Here is a 25,327-nt window from a genome sequence, read left to right as displayed (position 1 = left end):
TTGGTGTGCCTTCTAATGAGCCGGTTGTGCCGGCAAACTTGTTTCAGCTTGTGCTGTGTCGTGTTGTGCCGAAGCAGTTTCTGCTTCGATGGAAACTTCATCATTTGTTCCGATCGGGATGATGAACCGGGCACAGGTGCCCTCGTTTTGCTTGCTTTCCAGGGTGAACTTGCCGCCGTGCGACTTGATCAGTGCAGCAGAAATCGGGACGCCCAGTCCGGTTCCCTCATTGGCATTGCTGTGTCCGCCGCGAACCTGGCCAAACGGTTGCGTCGCCATCAGCAGTTCTTCCTGGCTCATGCCGCGACCGGTATCCGTGACGGAAAACGCTACATAACCGGTGCCCTCGGCCACTACCTCAAGAACCACTTTGCCGCCTTCGTCGGTGAATTTCACGGCATTGCTCAGAAGATTCAGCATGACCTGTTTCAACCGCAGCGGGTCAGCCTTGATGGCCGGCAGGTCGTCGGCAATGTTGCAGATGACCGTAACCTTCTGTTCTGCGGCACGCATCTCGACGAAGTGCACACAGCTTTCCACCATGGGTTTGACATCCAGCATTTGCAGATCGACTGTCAGTGCGCCGGCCTGAATTTTGGAAACATCAAGAATTTCGTTGATCAGCTGCAACAGGTGCTGAGCGGCTTCATTGATGTAAGTGGCATATTGATCGGTCTGTGCATCCGGCAGGTCCTTGTGGGACTGCATCATGTCGGAAAAGCCGATAATAGCGTTCAGGGGTGTGCGCAATTCGTGGCTCATGGACGCGATGAACTCGGATTTCGCCTTGGATGCGAGTTCAGCCTCGACGCGGGCCGTGTTCACAGCCAGTGCCGAGCGCTCCTGAGTAACGGCCATACGGATTTGATCGGAGAACTCCCCGATTAGCGACCCGGTTGCAAACCAGCTTTTTCCATAGCTATTCATGCGACTATCCCTTGCGGGGCTAAACATACCGCTCAAGGTCTAATCATGCGTTAATGAAATCCCGCTCAATGTAACCATGAAAAATCAGCTCGCTTTACCTTGTCCGTAAAGCTGTTACAGTGAACGTAACGAAACGTATTGAGGCAGGTTGCCTTTATGGTCGCCCCCTGGAATGGCTGAGTACGCTGGGGCCAGGCGCGGGCGACGGGTAACCTGACAGGGTGTTGATTTGGGCGCTGAGGGTAAAACCGGCGCGAAACCGGCCAAAACGCGCCGGCGCCATGGGTGGCATCTACGCCGCCCGCCGCGTCGGCGTGACGAGGTGGCTGAGCCTGAGAAAAAGGCGAAGTCCGGTACGGCTACGTCCGGTAAGCCAACCGCAAGATTCCGCAAGATTCCGGGTGAAACCATCTATGGTGCGCTTGATCTGGGCACCAATAACTGCCGCCTGCTGCTGGCGCGCCCGGCAGATTCGGGTTTTGAGGTGGTTGACGCGTTTTCCCGCATCGTGCGGCTGGGAGAGGGCGTATCGCAAAGCGGAGAGATTTCCCAGGACGCGATAGATCGCACGATAAAAGCCCTCAGGGTGTGTTCCAACAAATTGAAATGGTGGGATGTCCGGCGTTTTCGTCTGATTGCCACCGAAGCCTGCCGCATGGCAGGCAATGGCGAGCGCTTTATCGAGCAGGCGCAAACCGAGATCGGGCTGGATCTTGAGGTTATTGACCGGGAAACCGAAGCAAGTCTGGCCGCCGCCGGGGCGTCGCCGCTGATTTGCGGCAAGGCACAGTCGGTGGTGGTGTTCGACATTGGCGGCGGGTCGACCGAAATCCTGTGGCTCAATGTCGTCGACGGACGCTACAAGATTGACGACTGGACCTCAATTCCCGCAGGCGTGGTGACAGTTGCCGAGAAATTCGGCGGCAAGCACGTAAATTCTGAAAGTTTCGCGGCGATGCGCGCCCATGTGGCTGAACTTGCCCGGCCGTTCGCGGACCGCTTGCGCAACGGGTCGGGAATTGATCCGGTGCCCGATCATCTGTTGGGAACGTCGGGGACGGTCACCACAGTGTGCGGCATCCACATGAATCTGCGCCGCTATGATCGCGCCCGCGTCGACGGCGCCTGGATTCTGGGGGATGAAGTCAGCGCTGTCACCAATGATCTGTTGTCCATGACCTATGAACAACGTGCATCATCGCCGTGTGTCGGGCCGGAACGGGCCGATCTTGTTCTGGCAGGCTGTGCCATACTGGAGGAAATTCGCAACCTGTGGCCGGCAGACCGTATCCGCGTGGCGGACCGCGGGCTTCGCGAGGGCATCTTGACTTCACTCATGAACGAGGATGGAAACTATGCCAGGCCCACGTAGACCAAGCGGCAAGAAACCCCGCTCTACGGGAACCTCGGGCCGCAACCCGACCAAGACGGCGCAGAGGGTCAAGACCGCGCGTGGACGCAGACTGTCGTCCACCCGCTGGCTGGAACGCCAGTTGAACGATCCGTACGTGTCGCGCGCCAAGCTGGAAGGCTATCGGTCGCGCTCCGCCTTCAAGCTCGCCGAAATCGATGACGAGTTCAGGTTCCTGAAACCCGGTGGCCGTGTGGTGGACCTTGGCGCGGCTCCCGGCGGATGGTCGCAGATTGCGGCACGGCGGACAAATGCCGATTCCGGTGAAGGCAAGGTGGTCGCCATCGACATGCACGGCATCGAGCCGATCGCCGGTGTCACCATATTCAAGCAGGATTTTCTTGAAGACGGTGCAGCAGATGCCCTGATCGAGGCGCTTGGCGGGGACAAGGCGGACGCGGTGGTGTCCGACATGGCAGCTCACGCCACCGGCCACCGCCAGACCGACCATTTCAAGATCATGGCCCTGGCCGACGCAGGCCTCGTGTTTGCCCGCCAGGTGTTGAAGCCGGGCGGAACTTACGTGTGCAAGGTACTGCGTGGCGGCGCGGAGAGCGAATTGCTGGCCATGCTGAAGCGGGAATTCAGAAGCGTGCGTCATTTCAAGCCGCAATCCAGCCGCGAAGATTCCGCCGAACTGTTCCTCGTGGCCATGGGCTATCGCGGGGCCAGCGAATAGGCTGATTATCTCGCCTTGGTCCCATCAACCGGCTGTCGATCCGGCGATGAATCCGATAATGGCCAACATGCCACACCCGGTGTGGATAACTGTCGCTTGCCGCGGCCTTCAACTGGGTGTTACAGACAGTCGTCAATCTGGTTGCGAGTCGTGTTTGGAATGACGCCGAACGCGCTGTGACCGTTCCTTAGATCAACAGGGGGTCGAACGGACCCGAAAAGTTGTTCTAACACTTTAAAAGTGCGAAAGGATTGGCAATGGCCGCCAAACTGCGTTCCGACTCGATCCCCGAATACCTGACCTTTGACGACGTGCTGTTGAAGCCTGCGGCGTCAGCCGTGTTGCCTGGCGATGTGCAGACACGCACCAAACTCACCCGTGATATTGAATTGTCGCTGCCCATATTGTCCGCGGCGATGGACACGGTGACCGAGGGCCGCCTGGCGATTGCCATGGCGCAGGCCGGTGGCCTGGGGGTCGTGCACCGAAATATGGATCCCGAGCGCCAGGCCAACGAGGTTCGCCAGGTCAAGAAGTTTGAAAGCGGCATGGTGGTCAACCCGATCACCATCCGCCCTGAAGCCACTTTGGGTGATCTGCGTGAACTCAAGGCCCTGCACAGTATTTCGGGTATTCCGGTCGTGGATGACGGCAACAAGCTGGTCGGCATCATCACCAACCGCGACGTTCGCTTTGAAGACGACCTGAACCGCAAGATCGGGGATTTGATGACCCGTGACCTTGTTACGGTGAAAGAAGGCGTCGACAAGGATGAAGCCCGCAAGCTCCTGCACAAGCATCGCATTGAAAAACTGATTGTCGTTGATGACGATTTTCACTGCACCGGCCTGATTACCGTCACCGACATGGACAAGGCTGCGCTGAACCCCAACGCGGTCAAGGACGAACAGGGGCGCCTGCGAGTAGCGGCAGCGACCGGTACCGGTGAAGGCAATTATGCCCGCGCTGAAATGCTGGTCGATGCCGAGGTGGACCTCGTTGTGGTCGACACTGCCCATGGCCATTCGCAATATGTGCTGGAGCAGGTACGCCGCATCAAGAAGCTGTCCAACAAGGTGCAGGTCATCGCCGGCAATGTTGCCACGGCGGATGCAACCCGAGCATTGATCGATGCGGGAGCCGATGCCGTCAAGGTCGGTATCGGGCCCGGTTCCATTTGCACGACCCGCATTGTCGCCGGTGTCGGCGTACCCCAGCTCACCGCCATCATGGATTGCGCCGAAGGAGCAAAGCAAACAGGCGTTCCTGTGATCGCCGATGGCGGCATCAAGTTTTCCGGCGACCTGGCCAAGGCAGTTGCGGCCGGAGCATCGTGCGCCATGGTTGGCAATCTGTTGGCCGGTACCGATGAAAGTCCCGGTGAAGTTTACCTGTATCAGGGCCGTTCCTATAAATCATATCGTGGCATGGGGTCAGTCGGCGCCATGGCGCGCGGTTCCGCCGACCGCTATTTCCAGCAGGAAGTGAAGGACCAGCTCAAGCTGGTGCCGGAAGGCATTGAAGGCCAGGTGCCTTACAAGGGACCGGTTGGTGCCGTGCTGCACCAGCTGGCCGGGGGACTTCGGGCCGCGATGGGATACACCGGGTCTGCAACCATCGAGGACTTGCAGACCAGGGCGGAATTCCTGCGGATTTCCGGCGCCGGTCTTCGCGAAAGCCATGTGCATGACGTGCAGATCACCCGGGAATCACCAAACTATCAACGCCAGGGCTGAATTCGGGAAGCCGGAGCCATGACCAATCCGCAAATGCTCGTGCTGGCTGCAAGTGCGCAAGCCTTGCTGACCATCGTTGTTTTGCTGGTACTTGGTGCGAGACGGCGCACCGCTTACAAGGCCGGAAAAGTCGGCAGGGAGGCCATGCTGGACGACCGGGTGTGGCCATCCCATGTGCTGAAAGCCAGCAACAACTACAAGAACCTGTTCGAAATACCGCTGTTGTTCTTCGCCGCGGTTGCCACTGCACTTGCCATCAACGCCGTAAGTGTGGTGTTTGTCTGGCTGGCATGGGGCTTTGTCAGCGCCCGCATCGTGCATTCCATCTGTCATTGCGGGTCGAACAAGCTGCCGGTTCGGTTCTGCAGCTTTTTCACCAGTGTCTTTGCAGTCACCATTATGTGGGCCATGTTGGCCGCACATGTTTTTTCGACGGGAACAATCTAATGCATCTGTCCGGAAGGCTCGCAGCCGCTGTCGAGGTTATCGCTGATGTAAGCGACCGTCATCGCCCGGTGAACGGGGCCTTGTCTGATTGGGGTAAGGCGCACCGGTTTGCAGGTTCCAGTGATCGCGCGGCCATCGGCAACATAGTGTACGACATCATGCGCCAGCGCGCGGTGCTCGCGTCGATGATGGGCTCCGATACGCCGCGGGCGCTGGTACTTGCCTGTGCCGTCAGGCTGATGAATATCACCGTGGAAGAGCTGGCTGAACTGTGTGTGTCGAAGCATGGTCCCGGCGAATTGACGCAAGCAGAAACAGAAGCGCTGTCTGCCGGGATGCCCGCCGATGCGGCGCTCCATGACCAGGCCAACATTCCCGAATGGCTGATGCCGTCCTTTGAAAAGGCGTTTGGCGACAATGCGGTGCGCCACGGCAAGGCGCTTGGCGTTCGTGCGCCGGTGGATGTTCGCGCCAATCTGCTGAAGACAACGCGGGAAAAACTGCTCAACCAGCTGTCGAAGTTCGACGCGGTGGAAGTCCCGTTTGCGCCTGATGCCGTTCGCATCGAGGTACCCGAAGGCCTGAAACGCACGCCCAATCTTGAAGCGGAGCCGTCCTTCCAGCGCGGCGCTTTTGAGATACAGGATGCGGCATCACAAGTCGCTGCCCGCATGTGTGCGGTAGCGGCCGGCCACCAGGTTGCAGATATCTGCGCAGGGGCGGGCGGCAAGACGCTGGCCCTGGCATCGGCCATGGGCAACAAGGGCCAGATACACGCCTGGGATGCCGACAAGAACCGCCTGAAACCGATTATCGCTCGGCTCAATCGGGCAGGGGTACACAATGTCCAGGTCATTCCGGCCGACGAACCGGACAAGCTCGATGAACTGGTTGGTCGCATGGACCGGGTGCTGGTCGATGCACCGTGTTCCGGGTCCGGCTCCTGGCGGCGCAAGCCTGATGCAAAGTGGCGGCTGACGCCTGAAAGCCTCATCAACCGAGGTGATGATCAGCGTGCTGTGCTGGCCCGAGCTGCTCCGCTGGTGAAACCGGGTGGACGGTTGATCTACGTGACATGCTCTTTGTTGCCGGAAGAGAACACCGACCAGATCGAGGTGTTTCTCGCGTCGAATCCGGATTTCTCTATCGTGCCTTATGCTGATGTCTGGACTCAGTGCCTTCCCGGCGATGCGCCTGCGTCATCTGACGGCAGCGCTGATACACTGTTGTTGTCTCCGGCAGATCACAATGTCGACGGCTTCTTCATCGCCGTCATGCAGCGGCAGGACTAGGGCGTTTCAGGTTCCAGTGTTGTAAAAATACAACACTTTGCGAATTTTTTGCCCAGGCACTTGGCAAGGCTGCGGGAACTGTGGCATATGCCGTCACCCAATTCGTGGAGTAACGCACATGCTATTCGATCGCCAATTCGCGATGCCGATTGCTGCGACAGGTAAATCACCTGCCGCATGCGCTGCTCTTGTGCCCGGAGCTGCCACGTCAGTTTTCTGAGCCGTGCTCGGCGCCAGCCGGCATCCTTTGACCTTTCATGAAAGACTTTAACTGTCCCGGTCTGCCGGGCCTGTGTGTTCGTGCGTTTGCTCACGCGTTTTCCAGGCTGCGGCCGGCTGGGCATTTGCAATGAACCGGAGTTGACGCAGCATGGATATCCGTGATGCCAACGAAATTATCGCCTGCCTGCCGAAGGAGCGAACCGTTTATCGTTATTGCAACGATGAATATGCCGCCCGGCTACTGGCACCGAAACTGGGCTCCGCCGGTGTGCCGGTCCGTGACATCCGGGCCAGCCGCTGGGGGCGCCTGCTTGATCGCAAGCCTGTCGCGACAGTGCTGAAACACTGTGGCGGAGCCAACTTGAGTAACAATGACTTGCTGGGCATGCCCCGCGAGAACGACCGGGCTTATGTCCTCACGCTCGGGCTGTGGGGTTGGCGGGGAGGGGACCGCAGCTACTATCAGACTTCGCGGCCAGGCGTGAACCTGGTTCTGCAGGTGAACTTCGACCGGGAGCATGACGAGACCTATCAGCGCGTGGCGCGGCCGGTCTCGAAAACGGATCTGAATTATTCAGCTCATCCGGTTTGCAAAAGCGGTCGCACTACAATGGCATGGGTACGCCTGGATCTCGACCTTGCCAGCGGCCAGGCGTTGATCGAAGAGGTGCAGAATGACTGGCTGCGTGGCGCCAGCTCGGCTCGTTCCGCAGCTATCAGAGCAATAGAAAGCGGGCGGCCTAACGATGGCGTCTGGGGTATTGGTCCTGCAAGGAGAGTAAAGCCTTACTGCGAATATGTTCTCAAGCGTCACGCCAATGACTGGGCCGAAGTCGCTCTGTCAGCTGCGATCGGCTTTCTCTGCGATGAAATCGGCATATCGCAGGTCTGGTATCATAACAGCGATACCGGTGTGCGTATGAAGCGGATCAAATGGTCGAAACCGCCGCGGTCAATCTATAGCAGTCTGCCGCGTAGTTTCTGCTTTGAGCGAACCTCCCAGGCACCGGCGTTTCTTGTGCCAACTGCGCCCAAGGCTCTTGGCCGCCGCATGAAGCGCTGCCAGGAAGTTTTCTGGCGCATGGATGCTACCCGCAAACTCAACTGAGTTTGCGGGTAGCGTTGCATTCAACTCACATGTGATCCACGCATCTGCATGATGGCCTTTCGCACCTGCAGCCACGCCTCGGCGTGCTGATGCTCGCCTGAATTGCGCAATTCACTGGCTTTTTGAGCTGCGTGTGCTTCCGCCTTTTCGCCATATGCATCAATCAGAGCGCGGGCATGTTCGGCAGTTTGTATTGCGTTCATAAACAGCGTCTCCTCCTAAACCGAGCAAACACCCTCCAGCCGTAACGGGGGCATGATACCACAAAGACCGTCTGAGTTGTGAATAGCGCGTGGCAAGATTGACTGTTTGTCTTGCGGACTCGTCGGCTTTTCTGTATCCGCTCGCTATGACAGACCGTCTCCTCATTATCGATTTCGGTTCGCAGGTAACCCAACTCATCGCGCGTCGGTTGCGCGAACTGAGCGTGTACTGCGAAATCCATCCATTCCAGAATGTCACGGATGCCTTCCTGAAAGAGTTTGCACCGAAAGCGGTGATCCTCTCCGGCGGGCCGGCATCGGTGTTTGATGACGGTGCGCCAATGCCGCCGCCGTCGGTATTCGACTTGGGAATTCCCGTTCTTGGCATCTGCTATGGCCAGCAGGTGATGATGCATTGCCTTGGCGGGCTGGTGGAACGCGGTGAAGGCACGGCGGAGTTTGGACGCGCCTATGTGACGCCGGCAGAAAGCAAACTGGCGTTGCTGGACGGCTGGTTCGATGCCGGCGACGAACAGGTCTGGATGAGCCACGGCGATCATGTGTCGAAGCTCGCACCAGGCTTCGAAGTCTATGGCACATCACCCAATGCGCCGTTTGCCATCACGGCGGATACGTCGCGCAGTTTCTTCGCCGTGCAGTTCCACCCGGAGGTCCACCACACGCCGCGCGGCGCAAAGTTGTATGAAAACTTTGTCAGGCTGGCCGGGTTCTCTGGCGACTGGACCATGGGCGCCTACAAGGACCAGGCAATTGCGGCCATTCGCGAGCAGGTCGGCTCCGGGAGGGTCATCTGCGGCCTGTCCGGTGGTGTGGATTCCTCCGTTGCCGCGGTGCTGATCCATCAGGCCATTGGCGACCAGTTGACCTGTATCCTGGTGGATCATGGCCTGATGCGCAAAGACGAGGCGCAGCAGGTCGTCACAATGTTCCGCGAGAATTACAACATCCCGCTGGTGCTGGTGGATGCAGCCGATACCTTCCTGGACGCGCTTGAGGGCGAGGCTGATCCGGAAACCAAGCGCAAGACGATCGGGCGCCTGTTCATCGAGGAATTCGAACGCGAAGCCAAGAAAGTCGGCGGTGCGGATTTCCTGGCCCAGGGCACGTTGTATCCCGACGTTATCGAGAGTGTGTCGTTCTCCGGCGGCCCGTCGGTCACCATCAAGTCGCATCACAATGTTGGTGGCTTGCCGGATCGTATGAACATGCAGCTCGTCGAGCCGCTGCGCGAACTGTTCAAGGATGAGGTCAGGGCGCTTGGCCACGAACTGGGCCTGCCGGACAGCTTCATCGGGCGGCATCCGTTCCCGGGTCCCGGTCTTGCGATCCGCTGCCCCGGCGGTGTGACCCGCGACAAGGTCAGGATCCTCCAGGAGGCTGACGCCGTTTATCTCGATGAAATTCGAAAAGCCGGTCTTTATGACGACATCTGGCAGGCATTTGCGGTCCTGCTGCCGGTCCAGACCGTCGGTGTCATGGGCGACGGGAGAACCTACGAGTTCGTCTGCGCGCTTCGTGCTGTCACCTCTGTCGACGGCATGACGGCAGACTTCTTTCCCTATGACATGGAGTTCCTGGGTCGTGTCGCAACCCGCATCATCAACGAGGTCCGCGGCATCAACCGGGTCGTCTATGACGTAACCTCGAAGCCGCCGGGCACCATTGAGTGGGAGTAGGGCCGGGCAGGTGCTGGAGCACCTAATCCCTGCCGTCACCAATGGGATCGACAGGCACATCCGGTTCCGGCGGTGAATACTCCGGTTTCTCACCACCTGGTTTTGGCGGGCTGGATTTGCCGCTGGCAAGCTTGGCTTGCGCGCACTCTGCCCATTCGAGCGCCTTTGTCAGGCCCGACAATGAAAACCGCACTTTGCTTGTTTCGCCAGCCTGAAGCGTGTAGCTCCAGCTAATATTGTCGCCGGGTTTTGCCTCGCTCAGCGCCTTGTCGCTCACGACTGGCTCAATCGCATATTCGTTTACTGAAACCGGCGTGGTGATTGCCTGGCTGGAGATGTCCAGGACAGGGTTTTTGTCTATTGTCAGGGCGAACCCGGTCTTTGTATCGGCGAGCTCAAGCACATCGACCAGCAATATTTGCCATTTTGACTGGGGGTCGGCACGCTGAAACGTCAGCGTGTGGCTGAAACCCAGCGGCGCCCGCTTGTCCAGCCTGTGGGTTACAACCCGGCAGTGCGATCCCGGCTTGCAGGAAGCGATGAAGCTGCGCGAATAGATGCGGGTTTCATCAAATTTCTCATGCACCTGCTGATTGCATAACTGCTCGGCCTGAGCATTGTTTACCGTCAGCAAAAGGCCTGCCGAAGCAAGCCAGATAGATAACCGCCGCATCATGAATTCCCGCCGCTAGCACATTCAACACACACCGCAGCTGCCGGATCCACTTCCAGGCGGGCTGCCGCAATTTCATCCCCGCAGGTGACGCACCACCCGTATTCACCGTCCTCAAGCCGCCGCATGGCCTGGTCGAGCCGGGCCAGTTCCGCGGTGCGTGCGCGTTCCTGTGCCTGCGCCATGGCCTGGCGCTGCATGGCGTCCATCCGTGACAGCCTGCCCACCGACTGCTGATCCAGTTCGACGGCATCGCGGTCTTCCGCCGAGATTGACGACAGCTTTTCGAGTTCGTCGCGCCGTGCCGTCAGCCGGGCCCTGGCTGTTTCCGGATCAGCGGTCATTTGGCTTGCGCGCAATCAACCCATTTGGTGGCGGCGGCCAGGTTGCCGAGAGCAATCTCGTGGACAATCCTTTTGCCGCCGACCAGTTGCACGGTCGCATTCATCGTCTTTGACTGCAGCATGGTGGTCAGCACGATGTCGGACACATCATCATCGACACGCACGCTCTTCATGTCTTCGGCCGCGATCAGGAAATCCGGCGCGATCCGGGTTTCGTCCTCGCCGTCGAAAAGCAGATCAAAACCGGCGCCGGAGTCAATTGACGAAGTGCTCGTCACAAGCGTGAGCCACGAACCCGAAACAGAGGCTCTCTCGAGCGCAATGCCAACATTGTCGACGCTGGACAGGGAAATGGAACACTTGCCCTTCTCGATGCACCGCGCTGTAAACTTGCCGGTCTGCACCATCATGCCGCCATTGCTGGCGGTTGCTTCGATGCCGCAGATTTCAGCGCCAAATGCCGGTGTAACCAGCCCCAGTGCAAAAATAGCTGTCAGGGCAGTGCTCAGACGTCTGTTCACGGGGGAGTCTCCTGTGCAAAGGGGGCGGCTGGTGCCGTAGTTATGAATTTGTCGCCGGTGGTAACCTGCGGCAGGCGGTCACGCGACCTATTGATGCCACTTCTAAGATGTCATGGTCAATCACTGTGGCAACAGTTAGAGTACAGGACAGATTCTTTTGCCGCATACTAGGTGGGTGTGCCCGACAAAACGGAACGGACAAGGACAAGATGACAAAATTGATTTGGGGAATGGTTTTGTTCTTCGGGGTTCACCTGATGTCGCTGACGCCCCTGCGCGCCGCCATCACCTCAAAGCTCAGTGAGAATGCCTACAAGGGCATTTATTCCCTGATCTCGCTGGCAGGCCTTGGCCTGATGATCTGGGGATTCATTCTGGCCCGCGCCGGGCCTGATGCCGCGCGTATTGTCTATGATCCGATTGTCGGCAGCAGCCTTGGCACCACGGTACTGGTGCTTGCCGCTCTTGTCCTGCTGGCGTCGGCGCACGGCAAAAGCCATATCAGGCTGTGGGTCAAGCACCCGATGTCACTTGGTGTCGCCCTGTGGGCAACAGGACATTTGCTGGTCAACGGCAATCTGTCCGAAGTGCTGCTGTTTGGCGGCTTTCTGACTCTCGGTGTACTCGACATCATCGTGAACACTGCGCGCGGCAAGGTGCCGTCCTATGAGCCCAAGCTCAAACACGACATCATCGCAGTGGTTGCCGGCGTTGTGATATTCGGCGTCGTTTTCAGCCTGCATCAGACCCTGTTCAGCGTGTCGCCGGTTTACTGATCCGGTGCGGTGACCGACAGCTGTGCCTTCATCATCGGATGGAATGCGCAGAAATAGGATGTTTCCATACCGGCAGTAACGGCAATGCTGGCTTCGGCGTCCCTGACCAGTTCACCGGTATCCCAGCTTGCATCAGATGCCGTGGCAGTATGTGGCGCGATATCCCGGTTGATCCAGGTGATGGTGTCACCAACCGAAACTTCAAGCCTGTCTGGTGTAAATTTGAAACCACTGATCTCGACACGATGATTGCGGGCTTGGGCAGCTGCGCTTCCGGGCCACGTAAAGAGCAGGGCGGGAAAGGCCGCAGTGGCAATTGCCGCCGCAGCCTTGTTGAGGAAAATACGCCGTTTCATGGTGCCTATTTGCTCACGGCCTTGACCATCATTTCAGCGTGATGCTCATGCGCCTTGAAGATTTTCAGGCCGGCTTCAAACAATGATTTTACTTCGGCATTTTCGATATTGGGAATGAAGGCATTGCTGACCAGGTCGTTGACCGCCTTGTGGTAGGCCAGCTCGTTTTCTGCATAGCGCTTGTCAAACGCAGCCCCGCGTAACTGGCTCATCTCGTCGACCAGTTTTTCGGAGTTTGCAGTCAGCTGCTTGCTGAGAAAGTTGTCCTGCGGCTGTGCGTTGAGTTTCTTGAGCAGCGCAAGGGCCTGCTCGTTGACCGCAGTGTGGTCGCGGATCATGGTGCGGGCGAACTCGTGAATGGCCGGATTGCTGGAGATCGCCAGCGCCAGATGGGCATAACGAATGTCGATATTGTCCGCCACATAGGCAACGTGGGCAATCTGCAGATCGTTCAGTTCGGCAGGAGATTGTGCGGCAGAGGGCGTTGCCTGCATCACGAGCGCGAGCATGGAGGCGGCAATGAGCAGTTTCTGTTTCATGGGGCTTTGTGTCCTTGTCAAAGTGATCAGCCCAAGCGTTCCTGGGCGGTGAGCGCATTAAAACGAACGAGTTGCGGACGTTCCATTTCAGATCGTCCGGATTATTTGACCGATAGTCCCATTTCGTTGTGGGTTTTAGGATTATGGTGTAACAAGCCTGCATGGACCTTTTGAGTGACATCCTTTCGCGTCTGCAACTGGCCGGTACGTTGTATTTCCGGACCTCTTTCACCTCGCCGTGGAGCATTGCGGTGCCGTCGTTTGAAAACGTGGCGCGGTTTCACTTTGCCCATCGCGGCCGCTGCTTCGTCCGGGTGAGCGGTGCGGACGAACCGGTGCAACTGGAGCAGGGCGATCTCATAATCATCATGCGCGGTGCCGGTCATACGCTGTTCTGCGACCCGCGCACCGAAAACCTGTCGGTTCAGCTGGATCGGGTGGTTCAGGAATCCGGATTTACCGGCAGTGGCACGCTTGTTTACGGAGAGCTGGGAACAGACCAGGAAACCCAACTGGTTTGCGGTCATTTTGCGTTTGAGAAAAATGCCAACCATCCGTTGCTTGATGCGCTGCCTGACCACATCCACGTTCGCAATTATGGCAGCGCGGCAGGCACCTGGATGGAGAACACTCTTCGTGTCATCGGCGCTGAGGCCGGCAACGGCCAGATGGGCAGCGACATGATCGCACTGAAGCTCTCGGAGATCGTGTTTGCCCAGGCCTTGCGCACCTATCTTGCGTCCAGCGGGTCCGACAAGCCGGTGCTGGCAGGGTTTGCCGACCGGGCAATCGGCAGGGCACTTGAGGCCATCCACAAGGACCCGTCACATGCCTGGTCGCTGGAGACGCTGGCAAAAACCGCCGGTTTGTCAAGAACCGCCTTTGCCAGCCGCTTTACCTCAACCATGTCCAATACCCCGATGGGCTATGTTACCCAGTGGCGCATGCAGATCGCCCGCCAGCGCCTGGCGGAATCGCGATTACCCATCATCGATATTGCGGAAGAGGCAGGCTACCAGTCCGAGGCCGCCTTCGGGCGGGTTTTCAAGAAGCAGCTGGGTGTGGCGCCTGCAAGCTACAGGCGGCAGATCCAGCAGTTGGCCTAGGGTCAGTGTGACCACCCGTCCATTGGCGCAGCGGTCGCGTTCCTGTATCAGTCCACCTGTTGACCATGTTCGAACCGGATTGATCCATTCCCATGCTGTTGTTCCTTGCCGTTGTCCTGTTTGCAGTTCTACATCTTGTTCCGGCGTTTCCGTCTCTCAAGGCTCGCCTGAAGGACAGGTTCGGCAAGGCCTACGGCATGTTGTTTGCCGCCGGCTCAATCCTGTCACTGGTGTTGATCGTGCTGGGCTGGCAGATGGCGGACCGGATTGCGGTGTACGATCCGCCAGCTTGGGGGTTCAGCGCCAACCTTGCCCTGAGTTTCGTCGCATTCCTGCTGCTCGGCGTGTTTCTGTTCCGTGGCAAGGCCCGCCAGTTACTGCGTTTACCTCTGGCCATGGCCGTGGTGTTGTGGGCAACCGGCCATCTGCTGGCCAATGGTGATCAGGCAAGTGTCATCCTGTTCGGCGGGCTCCTGGCCTATGGTGCAACCCATCTTGCCGCCGGATTCGCGCAAGGGTTCAGACCGTCGCCGGAAGTGCGCCAGGGACATGATGTTATCGCGCTGTTCGTGGGCGTTGCTCTCTACGGTGTCATGATCCAGATGCATCAGCACGTTATCGGCGTGGCGCTGTTTTCCATTCAGGACATGGCCATCTTTGCCAAGTGATCCAGACACCACCGGGCGCCTGATCGGCATCGCGCGCCGGGCGGAGCGGCTTGTGCCAATGCAGGAAGTATTGTCCGGATCCGTGACTGTTGCTGCGGGTCTTGAAGGTGATCACAAGGGGACGAAATTTCCAAAGCGCCAGATTACCGTTTTGGCGCTCGAAGCATGGCGCGCCGCAGCAAGTGACGCCGGCGAGCCGGATTTGCCGTGGACCGCCCGCCGGGCGAATTTTCTGGTGCAAGATGTTCATCTGCCGCGTGCTGCCGGCGGCGTGTTGCGTGTAGGCGACGTGCTGCTTGAGGTCACCAGCCAGACAGTGCCGTGCAAGCGTATGGATGACGCGTTGGCCGGACTGCGCAAGGCGCTGCATCCGGACTGGCGCGGTGGTATCACCTGCCGTGTACTGGAAGGCGGTCATGTCGCACTGGGCGATACGGTCGAAGTGCTGGTCTCCCCGCCGCAACGAGTGATAAGATTGCCCTGAAATAGAATTGACTTGCCGATCCAAGGAGCTTGAATCCCAATGTCTGTCCAGAAACAGGTCCGGCGCCTGACCGCCCCCGACATTGCAAGCCGAAAGAACGGCGAGCCCGTTGTCTCTCTGACCGCCTATCACGCCCATACTGCCGGTATTGCCGACAAGTACTGCGACTTTCTGCTGGTGGGAGATTCTCTCGGCATGGTGATGCACGGGTTTGAATCTACGGTGCCGGTGCCGCTTGAACTGATGATCATGCATGGCAAGGCAGTGGTGCGGGGGTCTGAGCGCGCCCTTGTCGTGGTCGATATGCCGTTTGGCGCCTATGAGGAAAGCCCGGCAGTTGCGTTCAGGAATGCGGCCCGGATCATGAAGGAAACCGATTGCGGCGCAGTGAAACTTGAAGGTGGCGCCCACATGGCGGAAACCATCAGCTACCTGGTGCAGCGCGGCATCCCTGTCATGGCGCACATCGGTCTCACCCCGCAATCCATCAATACGATCGGCGGTTTCAAGACCCAGGGCAGGCAGCGTGACCAGTGGGCAGCCATTGAGGCCGACGCCAAAGCCGTGGCTGAGGCGGGCGCATTCAGTGTGGTGCTGGAAGCCATGGCCGAACCGCTGGCTTCGCGTATCACCAGGTCCATAGCCATCCCGACCATCGGCATTGGTGCATCTGCTGCCTGCGACGGGCAGATTCTTGTCATGGAGGACATGCTTGGCCTGAGCCCCCGCGTGCCGAAGTTCGTCAAGGAGTTCGGCAAGGTCGGTCGCGCCATTGAACGCGCCATCAAACTATATTCGCAAGATGTGCGCACCCGTGCCTTCCCGGCACCTGAAAACACTTATGATGTGAAGGACTGAATAACGCCGATGCGCTTCAACCGTCGCCAGATACTTGCCGGAACCGCTGCATCCTTTGCGGTGATCGGTGGTAACCCCGAGATGATGCAGGCGGAAACGGCGAGCGACGGTTTCGTTGAACTGAAAATACAGAAGGTGCCGCGTGTCATTCTGGAAGGGGGTAGAGAAACCCGGTTGTGGACCTACAATGGCATCAATCCCGGCCCCGAAATTCGCGTCAAAAGACACGGCCAGGTCAAGGTCCGCCTGGTCAACGGTTTGGATGAACCGACCATGCTGCACTGGCACGGCATCCGCATCGACAATGCCATGGATGGTTCGCCGTTGACGCAGAACCCCGTCGAACCGGGAGAAACATTCGAATATGTGTTTTCCGCTCCGGATGCCGGCACCTACTGGTATCACCCGCACATTGGATCATCGAGGCAGGTGGAACACGGGCTTTATGGTGCACTGATCGTTGAAGAAAAAACGCCGCCCGCCGAAACCGAAGAACTGACCCTGGTGCTGGATGACTGGCTCATCAACGACGACGGCACCATCAATCAGCAGGCCTTTGGCGACATTCGCATGGCAGCGCACGGCGGCAGGCTGGGCAACTGGTTTACCGTCAACGGCAAGTCCCGCCCGCGCCTTGCTGCTCCGGCCGGCAGGCGCCTGCGCCTGCGCCTGATAAGTTGCGCCAACGCCCGCGTCATGAACCTTCAGCTAAAAGGCGCGGAACCATACATCGTCGCGCTGGATGGTCAGCCCCTTGGGGCAGCCCGTGCATTGGGGACGGATCCGCTGCAGCTTGGCCCTGGCGGACGAACCGACCTGATGATCCGGCGCGGGGCGGATGAAATCATCCTGGCCAACCTGAACCGGGCCAACGAACCGCTGGAGGTTGCCTATATCGATCGCACTGGTGATCAGGGAGCCGCAGATACAGGTGACATTGCATCCTTGCCGGGCAACGGCTTGGCGAAAACCCTGGACATTTCCGGCGTTGCCCCGATTGAACTGGTCATGGAAGGCGGTGCCATGGGCGGGCTTGCGGGGGCGAAACTGCGTGGCCGCGACGTAGACATGCGCGAGCTTGTGCAAAATGGCATGGCCTGGGCCTTCAATGGTGTGGCCGGCATGACAGAAGAACCGTTTGCCAGCCTGAAGAAAGGCGATACGGCAGTTTTTGACTTCGTTAACAAAACCGCCTGGCCCCATGCCATGCATTTGCACGGTCATCACGTGCTGCCGCTGACGGTTGACGACAAGCCAGTGACCAGCCTGGACTGGCGTGACACAGTCGTCATGGCTGCAAATAGCCGGATGCGGGTGGCGTTTGTCGCCGACAACCCCGGTAAATGGATGCTGCATTGTCACATGCTGGAGCATCAGGCTGCCGGCATGATGACGTGGATTAATGTCGAAATTTGAATGTGGGTGCGGCACTGCATATATCCTGATCAACTCAATTTGCCTTGATCGGTTTGAACGCCTGCTTTACCCAAGGCGCAACGAAGCGCGGTGAAAGCGAAAAGAGCCGCCTTTTTTCAACACGTGGATTGACCGATGAGTGACGATGGACTGTTTCGTGAGGTGGATGAAGAAGTCCGCCGCGACAAGCTAACCCAGATTTGGGATCGCTTCGGCAACTTGATCCTTGCCGGTTGCATTGGCATCGTTGTCGTGGTTGGCGGCTTCAAGGGCTGGCAGTATTGGCAGGCCCAGCTGGCGGAAAAAGCCGGCATGGAATGGTATAATGCCATCACCCTCAGTGCCGCAGGCAAGAGCGCCGAAGCAGATGCGGCATTTGACGAGATCACCAAGTCCGGCCACAAGGGTTATTCGGTGCTGGCCAAGCTGTCGCAGGCGGCCCGCCTCGGCCAGGACGGCAACAATGCTCAAGCGGTGAAAATATACGATGCCGTGGCAGCCGACACCTCCGTCGACAAGCCCTTGCGCAACCTGGCGCGGATACGCGCCGCTTATCTCCTGGTGGATACGGACGGGGTCTCCGATCTTACCTCACGCCTGTCGGGCCTTGATGGCAGCGATTCTTCCTGGCGTCATGCGGTGCGTGAAATTCTGGCGCTGGCCCATGTTCGCGCGTCTGACTTCAAGGCTGCCGATGAACAACTCAAGCTGATCCTTGCAGACCCGGCGACACCCGCCGCACTGCGGGCCCGCACCGTGCTCGTGTCCGCACAGATACAGTCGATGCTGCCGCAAGCCACCAATTAGAAAGTCTTGATTCCATGGCCTCCGAGACGGCACAGGCCAGACGGCTTCCAACTCTTGCGATCGTTGGCAGGCCGAATGTTGGCAAATCAACCCTGTTCAACAGACTGACCGGCAAGCGTCTGGCGCTTGTTGATGATCGCCCCGGCGTGACCCGTGACCGTCGCGAGGGCGATGCCAGAATCGGCGGCCTGAAGTTTCGTATAGTTGATACGGCTGGTCTGGAAGACGCCGGTCCTGAGACGCTGGCGCGGCGCATGACCGAGCAGAGCCGCGAGGCCATTCAACAGGCTGATGTCTGCCTGTTCATGATCGATGGCAGGGCCGGTGTCACGCCGTCGGATGAACATTTTGCCGAACTGGTCCGCAAGACCGGAAAACCGGTCATCGTGGCTGCCAACAAGGCGGAAGGCGGCAAGGGCGAGTCCGGCCGTCTGGAAAGTTATTCACTGGGCTTGGGGGATCCGGTTGCGATTTCGGCTGAGCATGGCGAGGGTCTTGGAGACCTGCACGACGCGCTGGAAGAAGCCTTCAGACTGCACGGCCCGGCTGCCGAGGAAACAGATTTCGATGATGAGGCAGACGGTTTCGACGATGTCATTGCCTTTGATCCTGACGATGAAGACGCCGGTGACGGTCTGGCACCCGACAGGCCTTTGAGGCTCGCCATCGTCGGCAGGCCCAATGCCGGCAAATCCACGCTGATCAACCGGCTGGTGGGTGAAGAACGTATGCTCACCGGCCCGGAGGCGGGCATTACCCGGGATGCGATCGGCATCGATTGGGAATGGAACGGTCAGCGCATCAAACTGTGGGATACCGCCGGCATGCGCAAGAAGGCGCGTGTGAACGACAAGCTGGAAAAGATGTCGGTGTCCGATGGTTTGCGTGCCATCAAGTTCGCCGAAGTCGTCGTGTTGCTGATAGACGCGACACAGCCGCTGGAAAAGCAGGATTTGCAGCTGGCCTCGCTTATGGCGCGCGAGGGCAGGGCAATGGTGCTGGCGATCAACAAATGGGACATGATCGAGGAAAAGGACGCTTTGCGCCGTGAAATCGAGCTTGAGGTTACCCGGCTTCTGCCACAGGTCTCCGGCATTGCTGTCGTGACATTTTCCGGCCTTAGCGGCCGCGGTGTTCACAAGCTGATGCCCGCCGTGATGGAGACCTACAAGCTGTGGAACATGCGGATACCGACGAACCGGCTCAATGGCTGGCTGGAAGAGCAGATACAGCGTCATCCGCCGCCGGCACCCGGTGGCCGGCGCATCCGGTTGCGTTACATGACCCAGGTGAACGCCCGTCCGCCGACGTTCGTGGCGTTCTGCTCAAACGCGTCAAACATGCCGGAAAGCTATAACCGCTACCTGATCAACGGCCTGCGGGAAGACTTTGGCCTGTGGGGCGTGCCCGTGCGCATCAACCTGCGCGAGGGTAAGAACCCTTATGCCCACAAGGCGAAGAAACAACGATAATCCGTTGTATTGACTCTATTTATAGCGCGCGCTGACTTCACCCAGTTCGGCACAGGTGCTGATGATCTCGTCACCGGGGTCGACATAGACCAGCCCGGTCACCACACCGGTTGTGATCACGTCGCCTGCTTTCAGCATCAGGCCGCCGGCGTTGAGATAGTTTGCAAGCCAGGTGAGCGCAATGTCCGGTCCGCCGAGCGCGTTGGCGCCGACACCGGTTGTTGCCGGCTGGTCGTTCCTGGTGACGTTCAGCTCCAGTGCCGCGTACTTACTTGCCGGCAACACATCGTTTGCCGGGCCAAGCACGAAGGCGTCATTGCATCCGCCATCGGCAATGTTCCACATATTGCCGTCTTCAAGGCCTCCCGGCAGCCGCCGGTTGACCAGTTCCAGCGACAGGTGCACCGATGCCGCCGCGCCAAGTACGTCTTCGACGGAATGATCCGTCGCACCCGCCGGCAGGTCTCGCGCCATGGTGAAGGCGATTTCCGGCTCAACGAGGCGAATGGCTGACGGGCTCACCGGCACATCGCCGTCGTCGGGGAAGGTGCGTTCAGCATAGACCGGCCCCGGGAAGGGGCCGTCTGCACGCAGCATGTCTTGCGCCATTTTGCTGGTACAGCCGATCTTCCAGCCGGTTTGTTTCCAGCCGGTCAGTCTGGCCGCGTCACACTGAACTGCAAATGCATCTGCCTCACTTGCCGGGGCATGGCCGGGATAGTCGTTCAGTTTGCGGCCTTGCGTACGTGCATCCGCCAGTGCTTGTGCAATGTTCATTTATCAGTTCCGCTGTATCAGGACACCGTCCTTGAAATCGTGAACGGCGCCGTTGGAGGTTGCATCCGCCGAGCATAACGAAATCATCGCGTCCGCCAACTGCTCCGGTGTGGGCAGGGTTTTCTGGTCTTCACCGGGCATGGCCTGGCGCCGCATGCGGGTGGCTATGGGGCCGGGGTTCAGGAGGTTGGCGGTGGCGTTGGTTGTCTCCAGTTCCGCCGCCCAGGTGCGCACCAGCATATCAAGCGCTGCCTTTGAAACAGCATACCCGCCCCAGTACGCCCGCGCCTTGTGAGCAGCTCCTGAGGTTACAAAGATCGCGCGGCCTGCGTCCGACGCCTTGATCAGCGGTTCCAGGGACCGGATCAGCCGGTAGTTGGCCATCACATTGATCGCCATCAGGTCATCAAACGTTTCCGGCTTCAGATGCTGCAGGGGGGTCAGTGAACCCAGGATGCCGGCATTGCCGACCAGGATGTCGAGCTTGCCCCAACGCTCCGCAATGGGAGTGCCCAGTCGGTCGATTCCGGCAAAGTCCTTGATATCCAGCGGCACCAGCGTGGCAGACTCGCCACTGGCCTGAATGTCGTCATCAAGCTCTTCCAACCCTCCGACGGTGCGGGCTGTGGCAATCACATGGGCGCCTTCCTGAGCAAGCCTCAAGGCTATGGCTTTGCCGATGCCGCGAGATGCGCCTGTAACAAGCGCAATGCGTCCAGCCAGTGATTTCGCCATGGATCAATTCCTGAAGTTCAAATGGGACATGAGGCCCGGTGGTGCGCCCGGATCAGCCGGCTTCGGCCAGCAGGGACAACTGATGAGGATTGCCGCCGTCGCTATAGTCGGTAAGGGCAGTCGGGTAGTCACCGGTAAAACAATGGTCGGTGAACTGTGGACGGACGGGATCGCGTTTTTCATACCCGGTTGCACGGTAAATGCCGTCCACCGACAGGAAGGTCAGCGACTGCACGCCGATATATTCGCTCATCTCCTCGATCGTGTGAGTTGCAGCGAGCAGGGCCTTCTGCTCAGGCGTGTCGATACCATAGAAATCCGGGTGCGTGATGGGGGGAGAGGCAATCGCCATGTGGACTTCCTTGGCACCCGCCTCGAACATCATCTGCACGATTTTCACCGAGGTTGTTCCGCGCACGATGGAATCATCGACCAGCATGACGCGCTTGCCTTCAATAACCGCCCGGTTGGCATTGTGCTTGAGTTTCACCCCAAGTGCCCGGATTTGCTGTGTCGGTTCAATGAAAGTGCGTCCGACATAGTGGTTCCGGATAATGCCGAGTTCAAAGGGCACGCCGGCTTCCTGTGAATATCCGAGTGCGGCCGGCACACCGGAATCGGGGACCGGGATCACAACATCGATGTCCGCGCCTGCTTCGCGCGCAAGCTCGCGGCCCATTTCCTTGCGCACCTGGTAGACGGAGCGCCCGCCGATGACACTGTCGGGTCGTGAGAAGTAGATGTATTCGAAAATACACGGACGCGCCTGCTGCGGCGGGAACGGTTTGAGGGACTGGACACCGTCTTCGGTAATGACGACCACTTCGCCGTTTTCGATTTCGCGCACAAAGCGCGCCCCGATAATATCCAGCGCGCAGGTCTCGCTCGACAATATGTAGGCACCGTTCAGCTCACCCAGAACCAGGGGCCGGATGCCGAGTGGGTCGCGCACGCCGATCATTTTCTTTGAAGACATGCAAACCAGCGAATAGGCGCCTTCCAGCGCCTTGATGGCATCAATGAAACGGTCAACCAGGTGCCGCTGGCGGGAGCGGGCCACCAGATGCAGGACTGCCTCGGTGTCGGACGTGGACTGGCAGATTGCACCATCGGCAATCAGCGAGCGGCGCAGCGCCAGGCCATTGGTGATATTCCCGTTGTGCGCTACCGCAAAACCGCCGGTGCTCAGCTCCGCGAACATTGGCTGCACATTGCGCAGCACCTGTTCGCCTGTTGTGGAATAACGGGTATGGCCGACCGACGCGCGGCCCTGAAGGCGCTGCATGGTGGAGGGTTTGGAAAATGCATCGCCGACCAGGCCGATCCGGCGTTCAGAGTGAAAGCGTTTGCCGTCGAAAGAGACAATACCGCATGCTTCCTGACCCCGGTGTTGCAGGGCATGCAGGCCGAGTGCGGTCAGGGCAGAGGCATCGTCATGGCCGAACACGCCGAACACGCCGCATTCTTCGCGCAGGCTGTCGCCATCCATATCCAGTTCGAAAGTCAGTCTGTCGTGAGCGTCCGTCATCATGCTCTGCCTTCTAGTGGCCTTTATCCTGGTCCTTGGCCGCAGACTGTATCATCTACTGCTGGCCTTGCGTGCTTTCGATAATCTGGTCGAGCGTATTGCGCTGGTTCGACTGATAACCGGTATTGCCTTCGCCGCTCGTGCCGCGCGTGGCTTCACTGTTTGAACGCGACCCGCCTGAAATCCTGATCTTGCCGTTCAGGTCTTCGGCCAAAGCGGGCTGCATCCAGCCAATTGTCAACATGGTGTCCACGAGGAAAAACGACGAATTTTCCACCAGTGGCAACATGGCCGCATCACGCAATTCATTAGGCACCTTTTCGCGCGGGATATACCAGACGAAAAGTGTAAACATGATTACCATCAGGGCAAGGCCGCGTGTCAGCCCGTACAGAAACCCCAGTGAACGGTCAATCGGGCCCGCGCCCGACTCAAGCAGCGAATCGGAAAGCTTCACCGTGATGATTGACAGGACAATCAGCATCACCAGGAACACGATTCCGGCAATTGCGATGATGATCAATGTGTCATTGTTGTCCAGATAAGGCTTCAGGACGTCTGCTGCCTGCTGCCGCAATTCCGGAACGGACAGAACCAGCGCAGCCGCACCTGCCGCACCGCCCCAGGCCACAAGTGACATTATCTCGCGGAAAAATCCTCGCATGACTGCCAGAAAACCGGAAATCAACATAATTGAGACCAGTACGACATCGAGCCAGGTGAAAGACATGTTCAAAAACTCCTCCGGCACAAGCCGGCGCGGTCAAAGCGGCAAACGCACGTCCACATAATTCATACTTACAAGACAAGCTCGCCAATTGATCAGCAAGTCGGGTCTGTGTGCCATGGAAGCATGTCAAAATCAATGTGACAGTGTGGTTACACACATCGTAAATTGGATAACTGGCGCAGCGCAGTTCAAGTTTGTGCCTTAACGCCTGCCGAAGAGCAGGCGAGTTGTGTCAGGGAATACTGCTCGCACGCATGAACCGCTTTGCCGAGTGATGAATGCTAGCCTTTGGGAAGCCCCGCAATATAGGCCACCAGGTCCGCAACGGAGGCCATTTGGCGAAGATCCGGCGCGGTCCGCTGCTTCATCTCACCACCGTGCGCAACAATGGCGGTTTCCAGTCCCAGCTTGGCTGCCTCCCTGGCGCGCTGATCACTCTGACCGACCGGGCGCAGGGCGCCTGACAGCGCGATTTCACCAAAAAGCGCACAGGAAGGGGGAATCACCGCACCGGTCAGGGACGATACCAGCGCTGCCGCTACTGCCATGTCCGCAGCCGGTTCCTTGACGCGTATGCCGCCTGCGACATTGAGATAGACATCTTGCTGGCCGACATTCACGCCACCATGGGCTTCCAGCACCGCAAGCACCATGGCCAGGCGATTCTGGTCCCAGCCGACCACGGCGCGCCGCGGCGTGCCGAGGGCTGATGGCGAAACCAGTGCCTGAACCTCCATCAGCAGCGGTCTGGTACCTTCCATGCCGGCAAAGATCGCAGAGCCGGGTGTCGGCGTTTCGCCGGACCCCATGAACAGCCTCGATGGATTGTCCACTTCAAGCAGGCCTGCGTCCGACATTTCAAATACGCCGATTTCATCGGTCGGACCGAAGCGGTTCTTGACCGCCCGCAGAATCCGGAACTGATGTCCCCGGTCGCCTTCGAAATACAGCACCGTATCCACCATGTGTTCAACAACCTTTGGTCCGGCGATCTGGCCGTCCTTGGTGACGTGCCCGACCAGCAGGACCGCCGCTCCTTTTTGCTTGGCAAAGCGTATCAGCGCTTCAGCCCCGGCGCGAAGCTGCGAAACCGTGCCCGGTGCGCTTTCGATCACCGGCGACCACAGGGTCTGGATGGAATCGATCACCACCACGGCCGGCGGTTCGCCTTCGCTCAATGTGGCCAGGATATCAGACACGTTGGTTTCCGCCGCCAGCAGGACAGGGGACTTGCCAAGCCCCAGCCTGCGCGCCCGCAGCCGCACCTGGTCAATCGCCTCCTCGCCGGAAATATAAACGGCCTTGTGGCCCGCATTGGCGACGGTTGCCAGCGCCTGGGTCAGCAGGGTGGATTTGCCGATGCCCGGGTCACCACCGATCAGGATGCCGGATCCCGGTACAAACCCGCCACCGGCCACCCGGTCAAGCTCGGCAATGCCGGTCATGATGCGTTCCGGCATTGGCGTCTCACCCTCAAGCCCGACAAGCCGTGTTGCCCGGCCCTTCGGCATGGCGGCACCCTTGGCGCCTGAAACCGGCACCTGTGTCGAGGTTTCCTCGGCCAGCGAGTTCCAGTCGCCGCAATTCTCGCAGCGCCCGGCCCATTTCGAATATGCAGCGCCACAGCCCTGACAGACGAATCTCAGTGTGATCTTTCCCATATCGCGTCATAGAACAAAAAGAGAACAATGTCGAGCGGCTTTTCGACGGTATTCACAACCTTGCCTGACGGCAACCATCTTGCCGCAAATCCGGTCCGACAGTGGCGATGCCGGTTACATCAGGCTTCACTTTTTTGCTTTCCCACGCCGCACA

27 protein-coding genes are annotated in these 25,327 nt (G+C 58.9%); 15 read left to right on the top strand and 12 right to left on the bottom strand.

Features of this window, described 5'->3' with window-relative positions; translation table 11 throughout:
* Positions 1-12: 12 nt before the first annotated feature.
* Positions 13-927, bottom strand: coding sequence for a sensor histidine kinase (locus DHN55_RS21575; protein ID WP_337660653.1), 915 nt, complete (start codon positions 925-927; stop codon positions 13-15).
* Positions 928-1,249: 322 nt separating this feature from the next.
* Between DHN55_RS21575 and DHN55_RS21570 the strand changes: the two genes are divergently transcribed.
* The 6 genes from DHN55_RS21570 (at position 1,250) to DHN55_RS21540 (ending at position 7,822) form a co-directional block, all read left to right on the top strand.
* Complete coding sequence (locus DHN55_RS21570; RefSeq protein ID WP_337660652.1) at positions 1,250-2,299, top strand: Ppx/GppA phosphatase family protein; 1,050 nt, start codon at positions 1,250-1,252, stop codon at positions 2,297-2,299.
* Entirely contained in the window at positions 2,283-3,017 is a 735-nt protein-coding gene (locus DHN55_RS21565) for an SAM-dependent methyltransferase (RefSeq protein ID WP_108883605.1), read from the top strand. Before DHN55_RS21570 ends, DHN55_RS21565 begins: the two co-directional genes overlap by 17 nt.
* A 257-nt stretch (positions 3,018-3,274) precedes the next feature.
* Positions 3,275-4,753, top strand: a complete 1,479-nt coding sequence (gene guaB / locus DHN55_RS21560; protein WP_108883604.1) for an IMP dehydrogenase — start codon at positions 3,275-3,277, stop codon at positions 4,751-4,753.
* 18 nt (positions 4,754-4,771) lie between these two features.
* Positions 4,772-5,200 (top strand): MAPEG family protein, encoded by a 429-nt coding sequence (locus tag DHN55_RS21555; RefSeq protein ID WP_108883603.1) that lies wholly within the window; start codon positions 4,772-4,774, stop codon positions 5,198-5,200.
* Positions 5,200-6,492, top strand: a complete 1,293-nt coding sequence (locus tag DHN55_RS21550) for a class I SAM-dependent methyltransferase (RefSeq protein WP_108883602.1) — start codon at positions 5,200-5,202, stop codon at positions 6,490-6,492. Before DHN55_RS21555 ends, DHN55_RS21550 begins: the two co-directional genes overlap by 1 nt.
* Before the next feature lie 370 nt (positions 6,493-6,862).
* The gene (locus tag DHN55_RS21540; RefSeq protein ID WP_108883600.1) at positions 6,863-7,822 is read left to right on the top strand and encodes a hypothetical protein; all 960 of its coding nucleotides are present in this window, start codon (positions 6,863-6,865) and stop codon (positions 7,820-7,822) included.
* A gap of 20 nt (positions 7,823-7,842) precedes the next feature.
* On the opposite strand, the gene DHN55_RS21535 is transcribed toward DHN55_RS21540, so the two are convergent.
* Complete coding sequence (locus DHN55_RS21535) at positions 7,843-8,025, bottom strand: hypothetical protein (protein WP_108883599.1); 183 nt, start codon at positions 8,023-8,025, stop codon at positions 7,843-7,845.
* Between the two features lie 146 nt (positions 8,026-8,171).
* Between DHN55_RS21535 and guaA the strand changes: the two genes are divergently transcribed.
* Positions 8,172-9,722 carry a glutamine-hydrolyzing GMP synthase gene (guaA, locus tag DHN55_RS21530; protein ID WP_108883598.1) on the top strand — a complete coding sequence of 517 codons (1,551 nt, stop codon included), beginning with the start codon at positions 8,172-8,174 and terminating at the stop codon, positions 9,720-9,722.
* 22 nt (positions 9,723-9,744) lie between these two features.
* Here the strand turns inward: guaA and DHN55_RS21525 are convergent, their stop codons facing one another.
* Genes DHN55_RS21525 through DHN55_RS21515 form a run of 3 tightly spaced genes read right to left on the bottom strand, consistent with a single transcriptional unit; the run spans position 9,745 to position 11,260 of the window.
* The gene (locus tag DHN55_RS21525; RefSeq protein WP_108883597.1) at positions 9,745-10,398 is read right to left on the bottom strand and encodes a hypothetical protein; all 654 of its coding nucleotides are present in this window, start codon (positions 10,396-10,398) and stop codon (positions 9,745-9,747) included.
* Positions 10,395-10,739, bottom strand: a complete 345-nt coding sequence (locus DHN55_RS21520; RefSeq protein ID WP_108883596.1) for a TraR/DksA C4-type zinc finger protein — start codon at positions 10,737-10,739, stop codon at positions 10,395-10,397. Before DHN55_RS21520 ends, DHN55_RS21525 begins: the two co-directional genes overlap by 4 nt.
* Entirely contained in the window at positions 10,736-11,260 is a 525-nt protein-coding gene (locus DHN55_RS21515) for a hypothetical protein (RefSeq protein ID WP_108883595.1), read from the bottom strand. Before DHN55_RS21515 ends, DHN55_RS21520 begins: the two co-directional genes overlap by 4 nt.
* A gap of 209 nt (positions 11,261-11,469) precedes the next feature.
* Between DHN55_RS21515 and DHN55_RS21510 the strand changes: the two genes are divergently transcribed.
* The gene (locus tag DHN55_RS21510) at positions 11,470-12,036 is read left to right on the top strand and encodes an NnrU family protein (RefSeq protein WP_337660651.1); all 567 of its coding nucleotides are present in this window, start codon (positions 11,470-11,472) and stop codon (positions 12,034-12,036) included.
* Here DHN55_RS21510 and DHN55_RS21505 read toward each other — a convergent pair.
* Both DHN55_RS21505 and DHN55_RS21500 read right to left on the bottom strand, forming a co-directional pair.
* The gene (locus tag DHN55_RS21505) at positions 12,030-12,392 is read right to left on the bottom strand and encodes a plastocyanin/azurin family copper-binding protein (protein WP_108883593.1); all 363 of its coding nucleotides are present in this window, start codon (positions 12,390-12,392) and stop codon (positions 12,030-12,032) included. The two genes, DHN55_RS21510 and DHN55_RS21505, sit on opposite strands and share 7 nt — an antisense overlap.
* 5 nt (positions 12,393-12,397) lie before the next feature.
* The gene (locus DHN55_RS21500; RefSeq protein ID WP_108883592.1) at positions 12,398-12,931 is read right to left on the bottom strand and encodes a DUF4142 domain-containing protein; all 534 of its coding nucleotides are present in this window, start codon (positions 12,929-12,931) and stop codon (positions 12,398-12,400) included.
* 161 nt (positions 12,932-13,092) lie between these two features.
* On the opposite strand from DHN55_RS21500, the gene DHN55_RS21495 reads away from it, so the two are divergent.
* The 7 genes from DHN55_RS21495 to der all read left to right on the top strand — a co-directional run bounded on the left by DHN55_RS21495 (position 13,093) and on the right by der (position 19,742).
* Entirely contained in the window at positions 13,093-14,037 is a 945-nt protein-coding gene (locus tag DHN55_RS21495; protein WP_108883591.1) for a cupin domain-containing protein, read from the top strand.
* 92 nt (positions 14,038-14,129) lie between these two features.
* On the top strand, positions 14,130-14,705 hold the full coding sequence (locus DHN55_RS21490; RefSeq protein WP_108883590.1) for an NnrU family protein: 576 nt from the start codon (positions 14,130-14,132) through the stop codon (positions 14,703-14,705).
* On the top strand, positions 14,695-15,189 hold the full coding sequence (locus DHN55_RS21485; RefSeq protein ID WP_337660650.1) for an MOSC domain-containing protein: 495 nt from the start codon (positions 14,695-14,697) through the stop codon (positions 15,187-15,189). The genes DHN55_RS21490 and DHN55_RS21485 overlap by 11 nt, the downstream gene beginning before the upstream one ends.
* A 39-nt stretch (positions 15,190-15,228) precedes the next feature.
* A complete protein-coding gene (panB, locus tag DHN55_RS21480) occupies positions 15,229-16,047 on the top strand; it encodes a 3-methyl-2-oxobutanoate hydroxymethyltransferase (protein WP_108883589.1) in 819 nt (272 codons plus the stop codon).
* Between the two features lie 9 nt (positions 16,048-16,056).
* A complete protein-coding gene (locus DHN55_RS21475) occupies positions 16,057-17,463 on the top strand; it encodes a multicopper oxidase domain-containing protein (RefSeq protein WP_108883588.1) in 1,407 nt (468 codons plus the stop codon).
* A gap of 135 nt (positions 17,464-17,598) precedes the next feature.
* On the top strand, positions 17,599-18,270 hold the full coding sequence (locus DHN55_RS21470; protein ID WP_108883587.1) for a tetratricopeptide repeat protein: 672 nt from the start codon (positions 17,599-17,601) through the stop codon (positions 18,268-18,270).
* A 14-nt stretch (positions 18,271-18,284) separates the two neighbouring features.
* Positions 18,285-19,742 carry a ribosome biogenesis GTPase Der gene (der, locus tag DHN55_RS21465; protein WP_108883586.1) on the top strand — a complete coding sequence of 486 codons (1,458 nt, stop codon included), beginning with the start codon at positions 18,285-18,287 and terminating at the stop codon, positions 19,740-19,742.
* A 15-nt stretch (positions 19,743-19,757) separates the two neighbouring features.
* Here der and DHN55_RS21460 read toward each other — a convergent pair whose 3' ends face one another.
* From DHN55_RS21460 to radA, 5 genes are all read right to left on the bottom strand, one after another.
* Positions 19,758-20,519 carry a fumarylacetoacetate hydrolase family protein gene (locus DHN55_RS21460; protein ID WP_108883585.1) on the bottom strand — a complete coding sequence of 254 codons (762 nt, stop codon included), beginning with the start codon at positions 20,517-20,519 and terminating at the stop codon, positions 19,758-19,760.
* 3 nt (positions 20,520-20,522) lie between these two features.
* Positions 20,523-21,254, bottom strand: a complete 732-nt coding sequence (locus tag DHN55_RS21455) for an SDR family NAD(P)-dependent oxidoreductase (RefSeq protein ID WP_108883584.1) — start codon at positions 21,252-21,254, stop codon at positions 20,523-20,525.
* A 52-nt stretch (positions 21,255-21,306) separates the two neighbouring features.
* Positions 21,307-22,782: an amidophosphoribosyltransferase gene (purF, locus tag DHN55_RS21450; protein ID WP_108883662.1), complete on the bottom strand. Its 1,476-nt coding sequence runs from the start codon at positions 22,780-22,782 to the stop codon at positions 21,307-21,309.
* Between the two features lie 55 nt (positions 22,783-22,837).
* Positions 22,838-23,512, bottom strand: a complete 675-nt coding sequence (locus DHN55_RS21445; protein WP_108883583.1) for a CvpA family protein — start codon at positions 23,510-23,512, stop codon at positions 22,838-22,840.
* Positions 23,513-23,793: 281 nt separating this feature from the next.
* Positions 23,794-25,173, bottom strand: coding sequence for a DNA repair protein RadA (radA, locus tag DHN55_RS21440; protein ID WP_108883582.1), 1,380 nt, complete (start codon positions 25,171-25,173; stop codon positions 23,794-23,796).
* Between the last annotated feature and the right edge of the window lie 154 nt (positions 25,174-25,327).

It is taken from the genome of Anderseniella sp. Alg231-50 (assembly GCF_900149695.1).
Lineage (GTDB): Bacteria > Pseudomonadota > Alphaproteobacteria > Rhizobiales > Aestuariivirgaceae > Anderseniella.
This window is presented reverse-complemented; position numbering and strand designations above follow the sequence as displayed.